Consider the following 13233-nt stretch of genomic DNA (forward strand, 5'->3'; position numbering starts at 1 on the left):
TCGCCCCCTCAAATTCATCCCCTCACAGTCTCCAGGCATCGACCAGATGACGGGGCCAAGCCCAAGGGGTAACCAGCATCACGTCGAAGCGCAAGACATAGCCGGCATAGCGCGGATTGGCGCCCAGGAAGGCATGGGCGGCACGGGCCAGCCGTCCGCGCTGGCGGGCGTTCAGCGCCTCGTTGGCGGTGTCCCAGTCGCCCCGCGCCTTCACCTCGACGATGGCGATGGTCTTTCCGCGCTTCGCCACGATGTCGATCTCGCCCATCGGCGTGCGCAGGCGGCTGGCCAGGATGCGGTAGCCGCGCAGCCGAAGCGACAGGCGGCACAGCGCCTCCGCCCGGCGGCCCAGGCTTTCGGCACGCAGGCGCCGCGCATCCAGGTCGGTCATTTGCCCTTCTCCTCCCGCGCCAGTTCCAGCGCACGCGCATAGACGGTGCGCTTGTGCTGGCCGGTGCGGGCGGCGACGTCGGCGGCGGCGTCGCGCACCGACAGGCGGGTCAGCGCCTCGCGCAGCAGGGCGTCGACGTCGGCCTCGCCGGGCGTCGCCTCCTCGCCCGGCGGGCCGATGACCAGCACGACCTCGCCGCGCGGCGGGCCGGCCTCGGCGTAATGGGCCGCCAGTTCCGGCAGGGTGCCGCGCCGCACCTCCTCGTACAGCTTGGTCAGCTCGCGGGCGACGGCGGCCTCGCGCGGGCCGAGGATGTCGGCGAGGTCGGCCAGCGACTCCGGCAGGCGCTGCGGCGATTCGAAGAAGACCAGCGTGGCCGGCACGCCCTTCAGCTCGCCTGCGGTGGCGCGGCGCGCGCTGCTCTTGTTCGGCAGGAAGCCGGCGAACAGGAAGCGGTCTGTCGGCAGGCCGGACAGCACCAGCGCCACCAGCGGGGCGGAGGCGCCGGGCAGGGTGGTCACCGCCACCCCTTCCGCCACGCATTCCCGCACCAGCTTGTAGCCGGGGTCGGAGACCAGCGGCGTGCCGGCATCGGTGACCAGCGCGATGGCCTCGCCCTTTTTCATGCGGCCGATCAGGACCGGACGCATCTTTGCGGCGTTGTGCTCGTGGTAGGAGACGAAGGGGGTGTGGATGGCGTGGATGCCCATCAGCTTGGCGGTGACGCGGGTATCCTCGCAGGCGATGGCATCGGCCCGCTTCAGCGTGTCGAGTGCCCGCAGCGTGATGTCCGCGGCGTTTCCGATGGGGGTAGCGACGACATGGAGTCCGCCCGCGAGTTTACTTGGCGCGGCGAGGGGGCTACCTTGAGCGCCACTTTGAACCATGCCTTGGGTCTCGCCTTCGGTATCGGCGGCCGTTTCAGCAGATGTGGAGATGATTGGTGGCACGCTTGGCAACAGCTTTCTCACAGGGTCTGAAACGTCACGGCGTGGCAGCCTTGCTGGTCGCCGGCCTGTTGTCGGCCTGTTCGACTGTAAGCGCGCCGCCGCGGGTGGCACAAGCGCCGCAACCGGTTCCGGCTCCGGTGGCTCCCCTGCCCGACGCGCAGAGCCCGGTCAAGGTGGCGGTCCTGGTGCCGCTCAGCGGCCAGAGCGCGGCCATCGGACAGGCCATGCTGGACGCAGCGCAGATGGCGCTGTTCGACATGGCCGGCGACCAGCTGCAGCTTTTGCCGCGCGACACCAAGGGCACGCCGAGCGGTGCGGCAGACGCCGCGCGCCAGGCGCTGGCCGAAGGCGCCCGCCTGATCATCGGCCCGCTGTTCGCCGCCGACGTCGCCGCGGTTCGGCCGATCGCCCAGAATGCGGGCGTCGACGTGCTGGCCTTCACCAACGACGCGACCCAGGCAGGCAACGGCACCTATGTGATGGGCTTCGTCCCGGCCGATCAGGTCGGCCGCGTCGCCGGCTTCGCCCGCTCGCGCGGTGCGACGCGCTTCACCGTTCTGGCGCCGCGCTCTCCCTATGGCGATGCCGTTGTCAACGCCATGCAGGCCATCGGCCCGCGGCTGGGCACAATGACCACACAGGTCGAGCGCTATGACCCGGCGATCACCGATTTGTCGGTCCCGGCCAAGCAGGTCGCGCAGGTGACGCCGCAGCCGCAGGCGGTGATGCTGGCCGAGGGCGGGCAGCGCGCCCAGGGCATCGCCCAGGCGCTGGCGGCGGGCGGCGTGCAGCCGCAGCAGGTCAAGCTGCTGGGCACCGGCCTGTGGGACGACAGCTCGCAGGGCGCCCTGGGGCAGGAGCCGGCGCTGGTCGGTGCCTGGTACGCCGCCCCGGCGCCGCAGACCCGCGCCCGCTTCGAGTCGCAGTTCGAGCAGGTCTATGGCCGCAAGCCGCCGCGCATCGCCACGCTGGCCTATGACGCGACCTCCATCGCCGCGGTGCTGACCCGCAGCGGCGGCCCGGTGCCCTTCGACCGCATGGCGATGACCAACCCGAACGGCTTCGAGGGTCTGGACGGCCTGTTCCGCCTGCGCGCCGACGGCATGGTCGAACGCGGGCTTGCGGTGATGGAGATCACGCCCAACGGATCGCGCGTGGTCGACCCGGCCCCGCCGTCCTTCGAGATGCTGGGGCAGTGAGGTGATGGTCCCTCTGCCCGCTGGGGAGAGGGTTGGGTGAAGGAAGTGCGCCGCGGTCGTCTCGGGACGAGCCGCGGCGTTTTCTTTTCTCAGGTAAGGATACTCGGGGATTGTCGCTGTGCGTCCCCCTCACCCTGACCCTCTCCCCGCTTTCGGCGGACCGAAGGTCCGCCTGTCGCGTCAGCGCAAACGAAGTTTGCGCGTGAGCGGGGGAGAGGGGACATCGTCGCAGGGGATAAGGGCGCTATCCTTACCTACGCCCGCGCCCGCAGGTAGGGGGTCAGGCGCCATTCGGCGAATTTGATCAGGCGGGTGGCGACGAAGTTCAGCACCAGATAGATCGCCCCGGCGACGATGAACAGCTCGAAGACCGCAAAGGTCTGGGCGATCATGCGCCGGGCGATGCCGGTGACCTCCATCAGCGTGATGGTGCTGGCGAGCGAGGTCGCCTTCACCATCAAAATCACCTCGTTGCCATAGGCCGGCAGCATCTGGCGGATCGCCACCGGAAGGACGATGCGGCGGAAAGCGAGCGCCCGCGACATGCCGCAGGCCCGTGCCGCCTCCACCTGCCCCTGCGGCACCGACAGGATGGCGCCGCGCAGGACCTCGCTGGTGTAGGCGCCGGTGTTCAGCGTCAGCGCCAGGATGGCGCACCAGTAGGGTTCGCGCAGGAAGGGCCAGAGGATGCTCTCGCGGATGAACTCGAACTGGCCCAGCCCGTAATAGACCAGGAAGATCTGCACCAGCAGCGGCGTGCCGCGGAAGACGAAGACATAGGCCGCGGCCAGCGTCTCCACCACGCGGTTGCCGGACAGCCGCAGAAGCGCGACGCCGAAGGCCACCAGCGCGCCCAGCGCCAGCGATCCGACGATCAGCTGCAGCGTCAGCGACAGTCCGCCGAGCATGCGGGGCAGGCTGTCCCACATCAGTTGCCAGTTCATGGCCTCATGCCCTCCGGACGCCGCGGTTGGCGGAGATTTCGGCGCGGTTGAACAGCGCCGTCGAAACGGTGGTCAGCAGCAGGTACAGCACGGCCGCGGTCCCATAGAACAGGAAGGGCTGGCGCGTGGCGCCGGCCGCCAGATGGGTCACGCGCATCAGCTCCGCCAGGGCCGTCACCGACACCAGCGCCGTGTCCTTCAGCGTCAGCTGCCAGACATTGCCGAGGCCGGGCAGGGCGAAGCGCAGGGTCTGCGGCACCAGCACCCGGCGCAGGATCAGCCAGCGGCTCATCCCGCAGGCGCGCGCCGCCTCGATCTGGCCGAAGGGGACCGACTGCACCGCACCGCGGATCACCTCGGTCGAATAGGCGCCGGAGATCAGGCCGACCGCCAGCACGCCGATGGTGAAGGCGTTCAGGTCGACCCGCCCGTCATAGCCGAAGGCGGCGGCGATGGAGGTGGCGACGCTGCTGCCGCCGAAGAACAGCAGATAGATGACCAGCAGTTCGGGGATGCCGCGGACGACCGTGGTGTAGATGTCGGCCACCACGTTCAGCGCCAGGGAGTGGCTGAGCTTGGCCGAAGCGCCGAGCGATCCGACGAGAATGCCGAAGGCGAAGGCCGACACGGCGACCGCGACCGTCATCGCGGTTCCCATCAGAAGCTGTCCGCCCCAGCCATTGGGACCGAAGGAAAGGAGTTCCAGCATTGGCACGCCCGGTAAGGCCCGCCGGGCGCGGCACGGGAAGGCCGGCCGTACGGGGTCAGCTAACGACGATCAGGCAACGGCTGGCGCCCGGTTGCCGCAAAGGCCGCCGGGCGCCGTTCCGATCAGATGGGCGGACCGGAGGTCCGCCTGTCCTGGTCGCCTTACTTGGGGGAGATGTCGTAGCCGAAATGCTGCGTGCTCAGCTTCTTGACGGTGCCGTCCTTCAGCGCCTCGCCGATGGCCTTGTCGAACATCGCCTTCAGGTCGGCGGTGTCCTTGCGCAGGCCGACGCCCATGCCTTCGCCGATCACGCCGCCGATGAAGTTCGGGCCGACGACGACCATCTTGCCCGGCGTCGCCTTCAGCACCGCCTCGACCACCGACCGGTCGCCCAGCATGGCGTCGACGCGGCCGGAGTTCAGGTCGATGCCGGCATTGTCGATCTTGTCGTAGGTGCGCATGGTCACCTTCGGCAGATGCTTGTCCATGAAGTCGGCCTGGATGGTCGACACCTGGACGCCGACGGACTTGCCCTTCAGCGCCTCGGCCAGCTTGTCCAGCACCGGCTTGGCGGCGGCCTGGTCGTTCAGGTCGATGCGGTCGGCGCCGAGGTTCAGCGCCTTGCCCAGCGGCGAGTCGGTCAGAACGGCGAAGACCGACGGCTCGGTGCCGTAGGGGGCCGAGAACTCGATGACCTTCTTGCGCTCGTCGGTGATGGTCATCGCCGACATGATGGCGTCGTACTTGCCCTGCTGCAGGGCCGGGATGATGCCGTCCCAATCCTGGGCGACGAACTCGCAGGTGACCTTCATGCGCTTGCACAGGTCGTTGGCGAGGTCGATCTCGAAGCCGATCAGCTTGCCCGAGGTGTCGGTGGCGTTCCACGGAGGATAGGCGCCCTCGCTGCCGATGCGGACCGTCTTCCACTCTTTGGCGCCGGCGGCGCCCGCCGCGGCCACAGCCATCATGGCGCCCAGCGCCAGGGCCGAAACGATCTTCTTCAACGCACACACTCCTCTGTTCGGTTCGCCCGTTCTTCCGCCCTTGTCGGGGGCCGGGCTGTTTCTGACGGTCCGGTCCTGCCCTCTGCCTCGTCCCCTCACGCCGCGCCGGACAGATGGCGCGAGAGGAACTGCCGCACCCGGTCCGAGTCGGGGTCGGTCAGCACCTTGTCGGGTGACCCCTCCTCCTCGATCCGCCCCTGGTGCAGGAATACCACCTTGGACGCCACTTCGCGGGCGAAGCCCATCTCGTGCGTCACCAGGATCATCGTGCTGCCTTCGTCCGCCAGCTGGCGGATGACGCGCAGAACCTCGCCGACCAGCTCGGGGTCCAGCGCCGAGGTCGGCTCGTCGAACAGCATCACCTTCGGCTGCATGGCGAGCGCGCGCGCGATGGCCGCGCGCTGCTGCTGCCCGCCCGACAGCTGGACCGGGTAGGCGTCGGCCTTGCCCAAGATACCGACCTTGTCCAGGAGCCCGCGGGCGCGGTCGACGGCTTCCGCCTTCGGCACGCCCAGCACATGCACCGGCGCCTCGATCACGTTTTCCAGGATCGTCATGTGGGTCCAGAGGTTGAAGCTCTGGAACACCATGCCGAGGCTCGTGCGGATGCGCTCCACCTGACGGGTGTCGGCGGGGACGGTGGAGCCGCGGCGCGTCTTCTTCAGCCCGATGGCCTCGCCGCCGATGACGACGCGCCCATCGTCCGGGATCTCCAGCATGTTGATGCAGCGCAGAAGCGTGCTCTTGCCCGAGCCGGAGGAACCGATCAGCGTGATCACGTCGCCTTCGCGCGCTGTCAGCGACACGCCCTTCAGCACCTCCAGCTCGCCGAACCGCTTGTGCAAATCCTCCACGACGACGGCGGCGGGTGCGGAGTCGCTGACGGGCGGATGGCGATGCATGCGTGGGAACCGGCAGGGTTGTGGGGACTGGTTATGGTCTGACCATTGCGGCACAGGCTAGACCGGCGCGTAGGCGTTCCGCAACGCGGATTTCACACGCCGCGCACGTTGTGCCGCTTGTGTCGGAAAATGATGCGTCACCACAACAAAAGTACCAGAATCTGCGGCCCCAGGATGCGCAGGCACATCGCCAGCGGATAGACCGTGGCATAGGCCAGCGCCGGAGCCTCCGACGCGACCAGCGCGTTGGCGTAGGCCAGCCCCGGCGGGTTGGTCTGGGCGCCGGCCAGCACGCCGCAGATGGTCAGGAAGTTCAGCTTCATCAGCCCGCGCGCGATCAGCCCGGTCAGCAGCAGCGGCACCAGCGTCACCAGCACGCCCCACATCATCCACGGCCATCCGGCGCCGCTGGCCAGGGTGGCGACGAAGCGGTCGCCCGACGCGATGCCCAGCACGGCCAGGAAAAGGACGATGCCGATCTCGCGCAGCGCCAGGTTGGCGGCAGGCGGCATGAACCACACCAGCGGCCCGACATGGCCGACGCGGCCCAGGATCAGCGCCACGATCAGCGGCCCGCCGGCAAGGCCCAGGCGCAGCGGCGCCGGCATCCCCGGCAGGAAGATCGGGATGGCGCCCAGCGCCGCGCCCAACGCGATGCCCAGGAACAGCGGGATCATCTCCACCTGCTGCAGCTTGCGGGCGGAGTTGCCGAAGACCTGACCGACGGCGGCGAGGCTTTCGGGCCGGCCGATCACCGTCAGGATGTCGCCGAACTGCAGCTTCAGCGCCTGGGTCGGCACCAGTTCCACGCCCGACCGGTTGACGCGGCTGACCACCACGTCGTGGGCCTCCTGCAGGTTCAGGGCGGCGATCGACTTGCCCAGCACGCCATTGCTGGTGACGACGATGCGTTCCCATTTCAGGTCGGTGCCCTTGGTGGTCAGCGGCTGTTCGAACTCCTGCCCCAGCAGTGCCCGCACCTGCTCCAGCTTCTGTCGCGGCCCGACCACATGCAGCACGTCGCCCAGCTTCAGGCGGGTGTCGTCGTGCGGGACGCAGAGCTTGCCGTCGCACAGCAGGCGCGAGGCGATCACCCCCTGGCCGCACAGCAGGTCGATGGAGCCGAGCGCCTTGCCCTCCAGCTCCGGGTTTCGCACGGCCAGATCCATCGTCTCCAGCTTGGACACCTCGGCCCGCCGGCACTCCTCGAACCGGGCGGCTTCGGCCTCCGGGTCGATGCGGAACAGGATGCGGACCGCGGCCATCGCCAGCAGGTTGCCGGCGATGCCGAACGGGTAGGTGACGGCGAAGGCAAGGCCGGGCAGGGCCATCACCGCCGCGTCGGCCCCGACCTCCGTCAGGACCTGCTGGGTGGCGGCGAGCGCCGGGGCGTTGGTCACCGCGCCCGCGAACACTCCCAGCGAGGACCCCAGCGAAAGCGATCCCGACGACACCAGCGCCGCGGTCAGCAGGATGCTCGATCCCACCATCAGCAGAGCCAGCCCGTTCAGCGCCAGCCCGGTGCGGCGCAACGCCGCGAAGAAGCCGGGTCCGACCTGAATACCGATGGTGTAGACGAACAGGATCAACCCGAAGTCGCGGATGAAGTCCATCATCTCCGGATTGAAGGCGATGCCCGCCTGCTTGGCGATGTGGCCGCCGGCGATGCCAGAAAACAGCACGCCGCCGATCCCCAGCCCGACCCCCCGGATCTTGATGTGACCGAGCGCCACGCCGGCCGCCGACACGAGGCCGAGCATGAGGACCACCCGCGCGATCGGCGGCATGGCCTGGAGAATGTCTGCGAAGGCCGACGTGAAGGCCGACATGGGAGGACTCGCTTGCTGAACACGATTGGGCGGGGTTCCGGCATGCCCCGGACGGGTTCCGGGTAAGCCGCGACACTCCCAGCGGATGGGGAACGACGGCGCCACGATGCGGCAGGGCGGCGGGGTAAGGCGTTGATTCAGAACAAGCGGCCAGGCTTTAGTCCTGCCGTTCCCGGCACCCCCGCGCTGCATCCCGCGCATGGGAGCGCAGCGCTGCGATGCCGCCTGTCCGCGGCAGGACAACGTCCGATTGCTCGAACTGCATCCAAATTTTGCCACTTTCTCCCAATAGATTTTACCTCAAGCAACCGGCGACGCATGTCGCGCGCATCGGCGTCCCCCCTAGCGCCATCGCAGCGACGAACGGACGCCGTTCCATCGAGCATCGTCTGGCCGGACCCGGCCGGGCGCGCGGCCATCGCGAGAACCCCCTCGCGGTGGCCTTTTTCTTTGCGCGGCTCATGCAGCGGCGACGCCATTCTTGCTCCGGCTTTTCCCCCGCCCTGTGCTATAGCAGCGCCTCCCTCAACCGGAGGCGCGACCCGTCCCATGCCCGTTTTTTCCGGATCCGAGCTGACCTGCCTGCGTGGCGACCGGCTGGTCTTCACCGGGCTGGAGTTCCGCATCGCTCCCGGCGGCGCGCTGGTTCTGCTCGGCCCCAACGGCAGCGGCAAATCCAGCCTGCTGCGGGTGATGGCCGGCCTGCTGAAGCCGCTGCGCGGCACGCTCGGCTGGGACGGGGTGCCGGTTGCCGAGGATCCCGACGGCCACCGGGCGCGGGTGCAGTATGTCGGCCATCTGGACGCGGTGAAGCCGGTGCTGACGGCGGCGGAGAACCTCGCCTTCTGGGCGGCGCTGGCCGGGGCCGCCGATCCGGCCGCCAATGCGCGGACGGCGCTCGACCGGCTGGGGGTGCCGCACATCGCCGGGGTGCCGGGCCGCTACCTGTCGGCCGGGCAGAAGCGCCGGCTGAACCTGGCGCGGCTGCTGGCCGCACCGGCAACCTTGTGGCTGCTGGACGAGCCGACCGTGGCGCTCGACCGCGCCGCCATCGCCCTGTTCGAAGGGCTGATCGCCGAACACCGCGCCGAGGGCGGCATGGTGGTGCTGTCCACCCACACCGACATCGCCACCCCCGGCGGCGAGGAACTGCATCTGGACGACTTCACCCCCTACGCCGACGATGAAGAGGGTGGCGGCGAAGACCTTGAAGAAGAGGGAGCCGGGCCATGAACCGTTTCCTGCGCCTTGTGGCGCGCGACCTGCGGCTGGCCCTGCGCCAGGGGTCGGACGCCACCATCGCCGTCATGTTCTTCGTCCTGTGCGTGGTGCTGTTCCCCTTCGGTGTCGGGCCGGAGCCGAACATCCTCGCCCGCATCGCCGCCGGCGTGATCTGGGTGGCGGCGCTGCTCGCTTCGCTGCTGTCGCTGGAGCGGCTGTTCCAGACCGATTACGAGGACGGCTCGCTGGAGCTTCTGTCGCTGTCCTCCCTGCCGCTGGAGGCCGCGGTGCTGGCGAAGACGCTGGCCCACTGGCTGGTGACCGGCGTGCCGCTGATCGTCGCCGCCCCGCTGCTGGCTGTCCTGCTGAACATGGATGCGCAAGGCTTCGGCGTGCTGGTGCTGACCCTGACGCTGGGCACGCCGATCCTCAGCCTGATCGGCTCCATCGGCGCCGCGCTGACCCTGGGGGCTCGGCGGGGCGGCGTTCTGCTGTCGCTTCTCATCCTGCCGCTCTACATCCCGGTGCTGATCTTCGGCGCCGGCGCCATCGATGCCGCCATCAACAGCCTGACCCCGCGCCCGCACCTGCTGCTGCTCGCCGGCATCCTCGCCGCCGCCCTGCCGCTCGCCCCCTGGGCGGGTGCCGCCGCTCTGCGTCAGGCGGTGGAGTAGGGGAGGGGCCTGCGTCGCTTTCCCCTTACGACTTCGGCGCCTTCTCCGGCAGCAGCTTCTCGATCGCCTCGCGCACCTTGTCCGCTTCGGGGTCGGTCATGGTGGAGAACCAGGACACCAGCTTGCCATCCGGGCCGACCAGATATTTGTGGAAATTCCAGCGCGGCTTGGCGAGGAAGCCCATCTCGTCCGACGCCCAGCGGTAGAAGGGGTGGGCGCCGTTGCCCGACACCACCGTCTTGTCCGTCATCGGGAAGTCGATCCGATAGTTGACTTCGCAGAAGTCCTTGATCTGGTTCGCAGTCCCCGGCTCCTGCCCGCCGAAGTCGTCGGACGGCACGCCGACCACCACCAGCCCACGGTCGCGGTAGCTCTGCCACAGCGCCTGCAACCCCTTGTATTGCGGGGTGAAACCGCATTGCGACGCGGTGTTGACCACCAGGATCGCCTTGCCCTCGAACTGCGACAGCGGCAGCGGCTGTCCGTCGATGCCCTGGAAGGTGAAGCTATAAGCGTTGGTTTCGCTGCTGGCGGCCATGGCGCTGGTGGCTCCCATCATGGAAAGGACCGCAGCCACGGCGGCCAGTGCGACGGTATGAAAACGGGTCCGGACAGTCATCGGTGCGGCTCTGCGGCTGGGGTCGATATCGGCGGCGTCGGAGACGCGGTGGACGGCGACATCCTTACATACGATGCCTCATACGCTCTCCGGCGCCTATCGGATCAAGCGGACGGCGGAAAGGATCCGTCATCCGCCCGCTGCATCCGGCCTACCCCTACCGGATGGGTAGCGATACCGCCCCCTGATCAACAGCTTCATGGGTAAGGATGCGCGGCGCCCAGACCGCCGCCGCAATCGTTTCCGCCGGACACCGCCCGAAAAATGTCTCACCCGGTCCAGTCCAAGCCTGAGCATAAGAGCCTATCCCATCGAAATGGGTACGCGGCCCTCCGCCGTCCCTATCCCCGCCCCCGTCCCCGTCAATACCCAGCCGCCACAAGCGCAGCCGCAAGCCCATCCGAGGAGACCAGGCCGATGAACGCCGGAGCCATCATGCAGCAATCCCGGACGCCGGAAACGGCCGTGCGCCGCGTGTCCGGCGCAGTCGCCAGGACGGCCGGTGCGGCGGTTGCCGTCCTGTTGCTCGGCGCCGCTCTGTCGACGCCGTCCTTCGCCGATCCGGGGGAACATGGCCGCGGCCATGCCTGGGGCCATCACAAGCACAAGAAGAAGCATCATCACCATGACGACGGCCCGGTCGTCATCTATGGCGCGCCGCCGCCGGTGGTCGTGGTTCCCGCTCCGCCGCCCCCGCCGCGGGTCGTCTATGCGCCGCCCGCCGTCGTCTACGCCCCGCCGCCCCCGCCGCCGGGCGTCAGCGTCCAGATGAACATTCCGCTCCGCTAACGACCCGCATGCTTCAAGCGCCCCGGCTGCCCGGCCATGCCCGGCCGCCGGGGCGTTCCTGTATTCCGGCTGTGACCATCCTGTGTCCTCCCTGCTGTCCCGGTCACCGCCCCGGTCTCCTCCGGCAGCCTGCCTCCGCTCGACCGGCGGTCCGCACAGCCTGAAAAGCCTGCACCGCCAGTCCTTTCGTGACAGGACCCATCCGCACCGGTAGGATCGCGCGGCCTGTCGCGAAGGCGGTAGACCGTTCGGGTGGTTTACGGAAACTCAACCGATCTCCGGCCTTCTGTCGGTCGGATGCATCCTGCGGTCCGTGGCGGGTAGGGTTAGGGAGAAGACCGGATGTTCGTGATCATCGGTTTGGTCATCGTGGTGGTCAGCGTATTCGGCGGCTACATCCTCGGCGGCGGCCACATGGGCGTGCTGTGGATGCCGTTCGAGTTCATGATCATTCTCGGATCGGCCGCCGGGGCGTTCTTCATCGCCAACCCCAAGTCCGTGGTCACCCACACCGGCAAGGAACTGGGCCACCTCTTCAAGGGCCCGAAATACAAGAAGGAGGACTTCCTGGAGGTCCTCACCATGATGTACCAGGTCTTCAAGATCGCGAAGACTAAGGGCTTGCTGGCGCTGGAGCAGCACATCGAAAAGCCGGAGGATTCCCCGCTTTTCCAGCAGTTCCCGAAATTCTACGGCGATCACCATGCCATCGCCTTCCTCTGCACCTATCTCCGTCTGATGTCGCTGGGCGCCGACAACCCCCACGAACTGGTCGACCTGATGGACGAGGATATCGAGACGATGCACCACGAACACCAGCGCATCGCCGACGCCATCCAGGCGGTTGCCGACGCGGTGCCGGCGCTGGGCATCGTCGCCGCGGTGCTGGGCGTGATTCACACCATGGGCTCGATCACCGAACCGCCGGAGGTGCTGGGCAAGCTGATCGGCGGCGCGCTGGTCGGCACCTTCACCGGCATTCTGGTCGCCTACGGCTTCCTCGCCCCCATCGCCAGCGGCCTGAAGAACATCTACCACGCCGAAGGCAGGTACTATCACGCGATGAAGACCGGCCTGATCGCGCATCTGTCCGGCTACGCGCCCGCAATCTCGGTCGAATACGCGCGCAACGTGCTGGAACCGGAATACCGTCCGAGCTTCGCCCAGGTGGAAGAGGCGACCTCCGCCCTGCCGCCGGCCTGATCCGGCGGCCTGATTCATCGGAGGCCCCGATGCCAGACATCGACATCGCCTGGAACGAGGGCACGGTCGGCGATTGGGACGCCCTGTTCGCCCGCGCACCCCGCTCGACCCTGCTGCAGAGCTTCGCCTATGGCCGCGCCATGGGCCGCACTTATGGCCATGTCCCGCGCCTGGGCGTGATCCGCCGCGGCGGAGAGCCGCTGGGGCTCGTCCAGACGCTCGACCGCCGCATGCTGAAGCTGTTCCACGACCGCCAGTGCTACCGCGGCCCGCTCTGGGTCGACGGCACGATCCCCGATGCCGACACGCTGGAGCCGGTGTTCCGCCTGCTGCGCCGCGCCTGCCCGCGCTCGCCGCTCAGCCGCGCCAGCTTGCTGCCGGAACTGCCCGCCGGACCGGAGACGGAGGCGCTGCTCGCCCGCTGCGGCTTCCGCAAGGTCGGCCCCGGCTACCGGACCGTCTGGTTCGACCTGACCCGCAACGAGGAGGCGATGCGTGCCGGCCTTGCCCGCGACTGGCGCCAGCGTCTGCGCGGGGCGGAGAAGGCCGGTCTCGTCCTCGACGTCGATTGGAAGGCAGACAACCTGCCCTGGCTGATGAAGCAGGAGCACGACCAGGCACTCGGCAAGGGCTTCCGCGCCATGACCGGGCCGCTGGCCGTCCGCCTGCGCAATGCCATGGTCAAGGGCGGCGGCCGCACCGATGGGGCGCTGATGGTGACGGCGCTCGACGGTCGCAAGCCGGTCGCTTGCGGCCTGTTCTTCCGCCACGGCATCTGCGCCACCAGCCAGATCAGCTG

The 13233-nt window shown here is 68.7% G+C and carries 14 protein-coding genes (1 of these 14 cut by a window edge); 6 read left to right on the top strand and 8 right to left on the bottom strand.

Translation table 11 applies throughout. The annotated features are described in order from the left end of the window. Positions 1 to 22: 22 nt before the first annotated feature. Complete coding sequence (locus ACWPKK_RS13015; RefSeq protein ID WP_085090497.1) at positions 23 to 391, bottom strand: YraN family protein; 369 nt, start codon at positions 389 to 391, stop codon at positions 23 to 25. Beyond that, positions 388 to 1278: a 16S rRNA (cytidine(1402)-2'-O)-methyltransferase gene (gene rsmI, locus ACWPKK_RS13020; RefSeq protein WP_452004508.1), complete on the bottom strand. Its 891-nt coding sequence runs from the start codon at positions 1276 to 1278 to the stop codon at positions 388 to 390. Before rsmI ends, ACWPKK_RS13015 begins: the two co-directional genes overlap by 4 nt. A 104-nt stretch (positions 1279 to 1382) precedes the next feature. Here rsmI and ACWPKK_RS13025 point away from each other — a divergent pair, with 104 nt between their 5' ends. Beyond that, positions 1383 to 2540 carry a penicillin-binding protein activator gene (locus tag ACWPKK_RS13025; protein WP_452004511.1) on the top strand — a complete coding sequence of 386 codons (1158 nt, stop codon included), beginning with the start codon at positions 1383 to 1385 and terminating at the stop codon, positions 2538 to 2540. 254 nt (positions 2541 to 2794) lie between these two features. Here the strand turns inward: ACWPKK_RS13025 and ACWPKK_RS13030 are convergent, their stop codons facing one another. The 5 genes from ACWPKK_RS13030 to ACWPKK_RS13050 all read right to left on the bottom strand — a co-directional run bounded on the left by ACWPKK_RS13030 (position 2795) and on the right by ACWPKK_RS13050 (position 7928). Further along, positions 2795 to 3484, bottom strand: a complete 690-nt coding sequence (locus tag ACWPKK_RS13030; RefSeq protein ID WP_149223637.1) for an ABC transporter permease — start codon at positions 3482 to 3484, stop codon at positions 2795 to 2797. Between the two features lie 4 nt (positions 3485 to 3488). Then, positions 3489 to 4193, bottom strand: coding sequence for an ABC transporter permease (locus ACWPKK_RS13035; RefSeq protein WP_014249266.1), 705 nt, complete (start codon positions 4191 to 4193; stop codon positions 3489 to 3491). 161 nt (positions 4194 to 4354) lie between these two features. Continuing rightward, the gene (locus ACWPKK_RS13040; protein ID WP_452004515.1) at positions 4355 to 5206 is read right to left on the bottom strand and encodes a lysine/arginine/ornithine ABC transporter substrate-binding protein; all 852 of its coding nucleotides are present in this window, start codon (positions 5204 to 5206) and stop codon (positions 4355 to 4357) included. An 86-nt stretch (positions 5207 to 5292) separates the two neighbouring features. After that, positions 5293 to 6099, bottom strand: coding sequence for an ABC transporter ATP-binding protein (locus tag ACWPKK_RS13045; RefSeq protein WP_452004518.1), 807 nt, complete (start codon positions 6097 to 6099; stop codon positions 5293 to 5295). A gap of 137 nt (positions 6100 to 6236) precedes the next feature. After that, the gene (locus ACWPKK_RS13050) at positions 6237 to 7928 is read right to left on the bottom strand and encodes a putative transporter (protein WP_452004521.1); all 1692 of its coding nucleotides are present in this window, start codon (positions 7926 to 7928) and stop codon (positions 6237 to 6239) included. A gap of 510 nt (positions 7929 to 8438) precedes the next feature. Here ACWPKK_RS13050 and ccmA point away from each other — a divergent pair. Beyond that, complete coding sequence (gene ccmA / locus ACWPKK_RS13055) at positions 8439 to 9161, top strand: heme ABC exporter ATP-binding protein CcmA (protein ID WP_452004789.1); 723 nt, start codon at positions 8439 to 8441, stop codon at positions 9159 to 9161. Then, complete coding sequence (gene ccmB / locus ACWPKK_RS13060) at positions 9158 to 9823, top strand: heme exporter protein CcmB (protein ID WP_324867344.1); 666 nt, start codon at positions 9158 to 9160, stop codon at positions 9821 to 9823. Before ccmA ends, ccmB begins: the two co-directional genes overlap by 4 nt. Positions 9824 to 9848: 25 nt before the next feature. On the opposite strand, the gene ACWPKK_RS13065 is transcribed toward ccmB, so the two are convergent. Further along, a complete protein-coding gene (locus ACWPKK_RS13065; protein ID WP_452004524.1) occupies positions 9849 to 10442 on the bottom strand; it encodes a glutathione peroxidase in 594 nt (197 codons plus the stop codon). Between the two features lie 417 nt (positions 10443 to 10859). Between ACWPKK_RS13065 and ACWPKK_RS13070 the strand changes: the two genes are divergently transcribed. From ACWPKK_RS13070 to ACWPKK_RS13080, 3 genes are all read left to right on the top strand, one after another. Then, the gene (locus tag ACWPKK_RS13070) at positions 10860 to 11231 is read left to right on the top strand and encodes a hypothetical protein (protein WP_452004527.1); all 372 of its coding nucleotides are present in this window, start codon (positions 10860 to 10862) and stop codon (positions 11229 to 11231) included. A 342-nt stretch (positions 11232 to 11573) separates the two neighbouring features. After that, positions 11574 to 12434 (top strand): flagellar motor stator protein MotA, encoded by an 861-nt coding sequence (gene motA, locus ACWPKK_RS13075; protein WP_194914455.1) that lies wholly within the window; start codon positions 11574 to 11576, stop codon positions 12432 to 12434. Between the two features lie 29 nt (positions 12435 to 12463). Continuing rightward, positions 12464 to 13233 carry the 5' portion of a lipid II:glycine glycyltransferase FemX gene (locus ACWPKK_RS13080; RefSeq protein ID WP_452004530.1) on the top strand. Its footprint extends 190 nt past the window's final position, so 770 of the gene's 960 nt are visible here — the first part of the coding sequence; it begins with the start codon at positions 12464 to 12466; its stop codon lies off the right edge, out of view.

The sequence above is a fragment of the Azospirillum largimobile genome, assembly GCF_977007025.2.

What these genes read in the sequence shown, in the direction of transcription:
- ACWPKK_RS13015 (WP_085090497.1), bottom strand. Translation starts at nt 391, where the DNA reads ATGACCGACCTGGATGCGCGGCGCCTGCGTGCCGAAAGCCTGGGCCGC.
- rsmI (WP_452004508.1), bottom strand. Translation starts at nt 1,278, where the DNA reads ATGGTTCAAAGTGGCGCTCAAGGTAGCCCCCTCGCCGCGCCAAGTAAA.
- ACWPKK_RS13030 (WP_149223637.1), bottom strand. Translation starts at nt 3,484, where the DNA reads ATGAACTGGCAACTGATGTGGGACAGCCTGCCCCGCATGCTCGGCGGA.
- ACWPKK_RS13035 (WP_014249266.1), bottom strand. Translation starts at nt 4,193, where the DNA reads ATGCTGGAACTCCTTTCCTTCGGTCCCAATGGCTGGGGCGGACAGCTT.
- ACWPKK_RS13045 (WP_452004518.1), bottom strand. Translation starts at nt 6,099, where the DNA reads ATGCATCGCCATCCGCCCGTCAGCGACTCCGCACCCGCCGCCGTCGTC.
- ACWPKK_RS13050 (WP_452004521.1), bottom strand. Translation starts at nt 7,928, where the DNA reads ATGTCGGCCTTCACGTCGGCCTTCGCAGACATTCTCCAGGCCATGCCG.
- ccmB (WP_324867344.1), top strand. Translation starts at nt 9,158, where the DNA reads ATGAACCGTTTCCTGCGCCTTGTGGCGCGCGACCTGCGGCTGGCCCTG.
- ACWPKK_RS13065 (WP_452004524.1), bottom strand. Translation starts at nt 10,442, where the DNA reads ATGACTGTCCGGACCCGTTTTCATACCGTCGCACTGGCCGCCGTGGCT.
- ACWPKK_RS13070 (WP_452004527.1), top strand. Translation starts at nt 10,860, where the DNA reads ATGAACGCCGGAGCCATCATGCAGCAATCCCGGACGCCGGAAACGGCC.
- motA (WP_194914455.1), top strand. Translation starts at nt 11,574, where the DNA reads ATGTTCGTGATCATCGGTTTGGTCATCGTGGTGGTCAGCGTATTCGGC.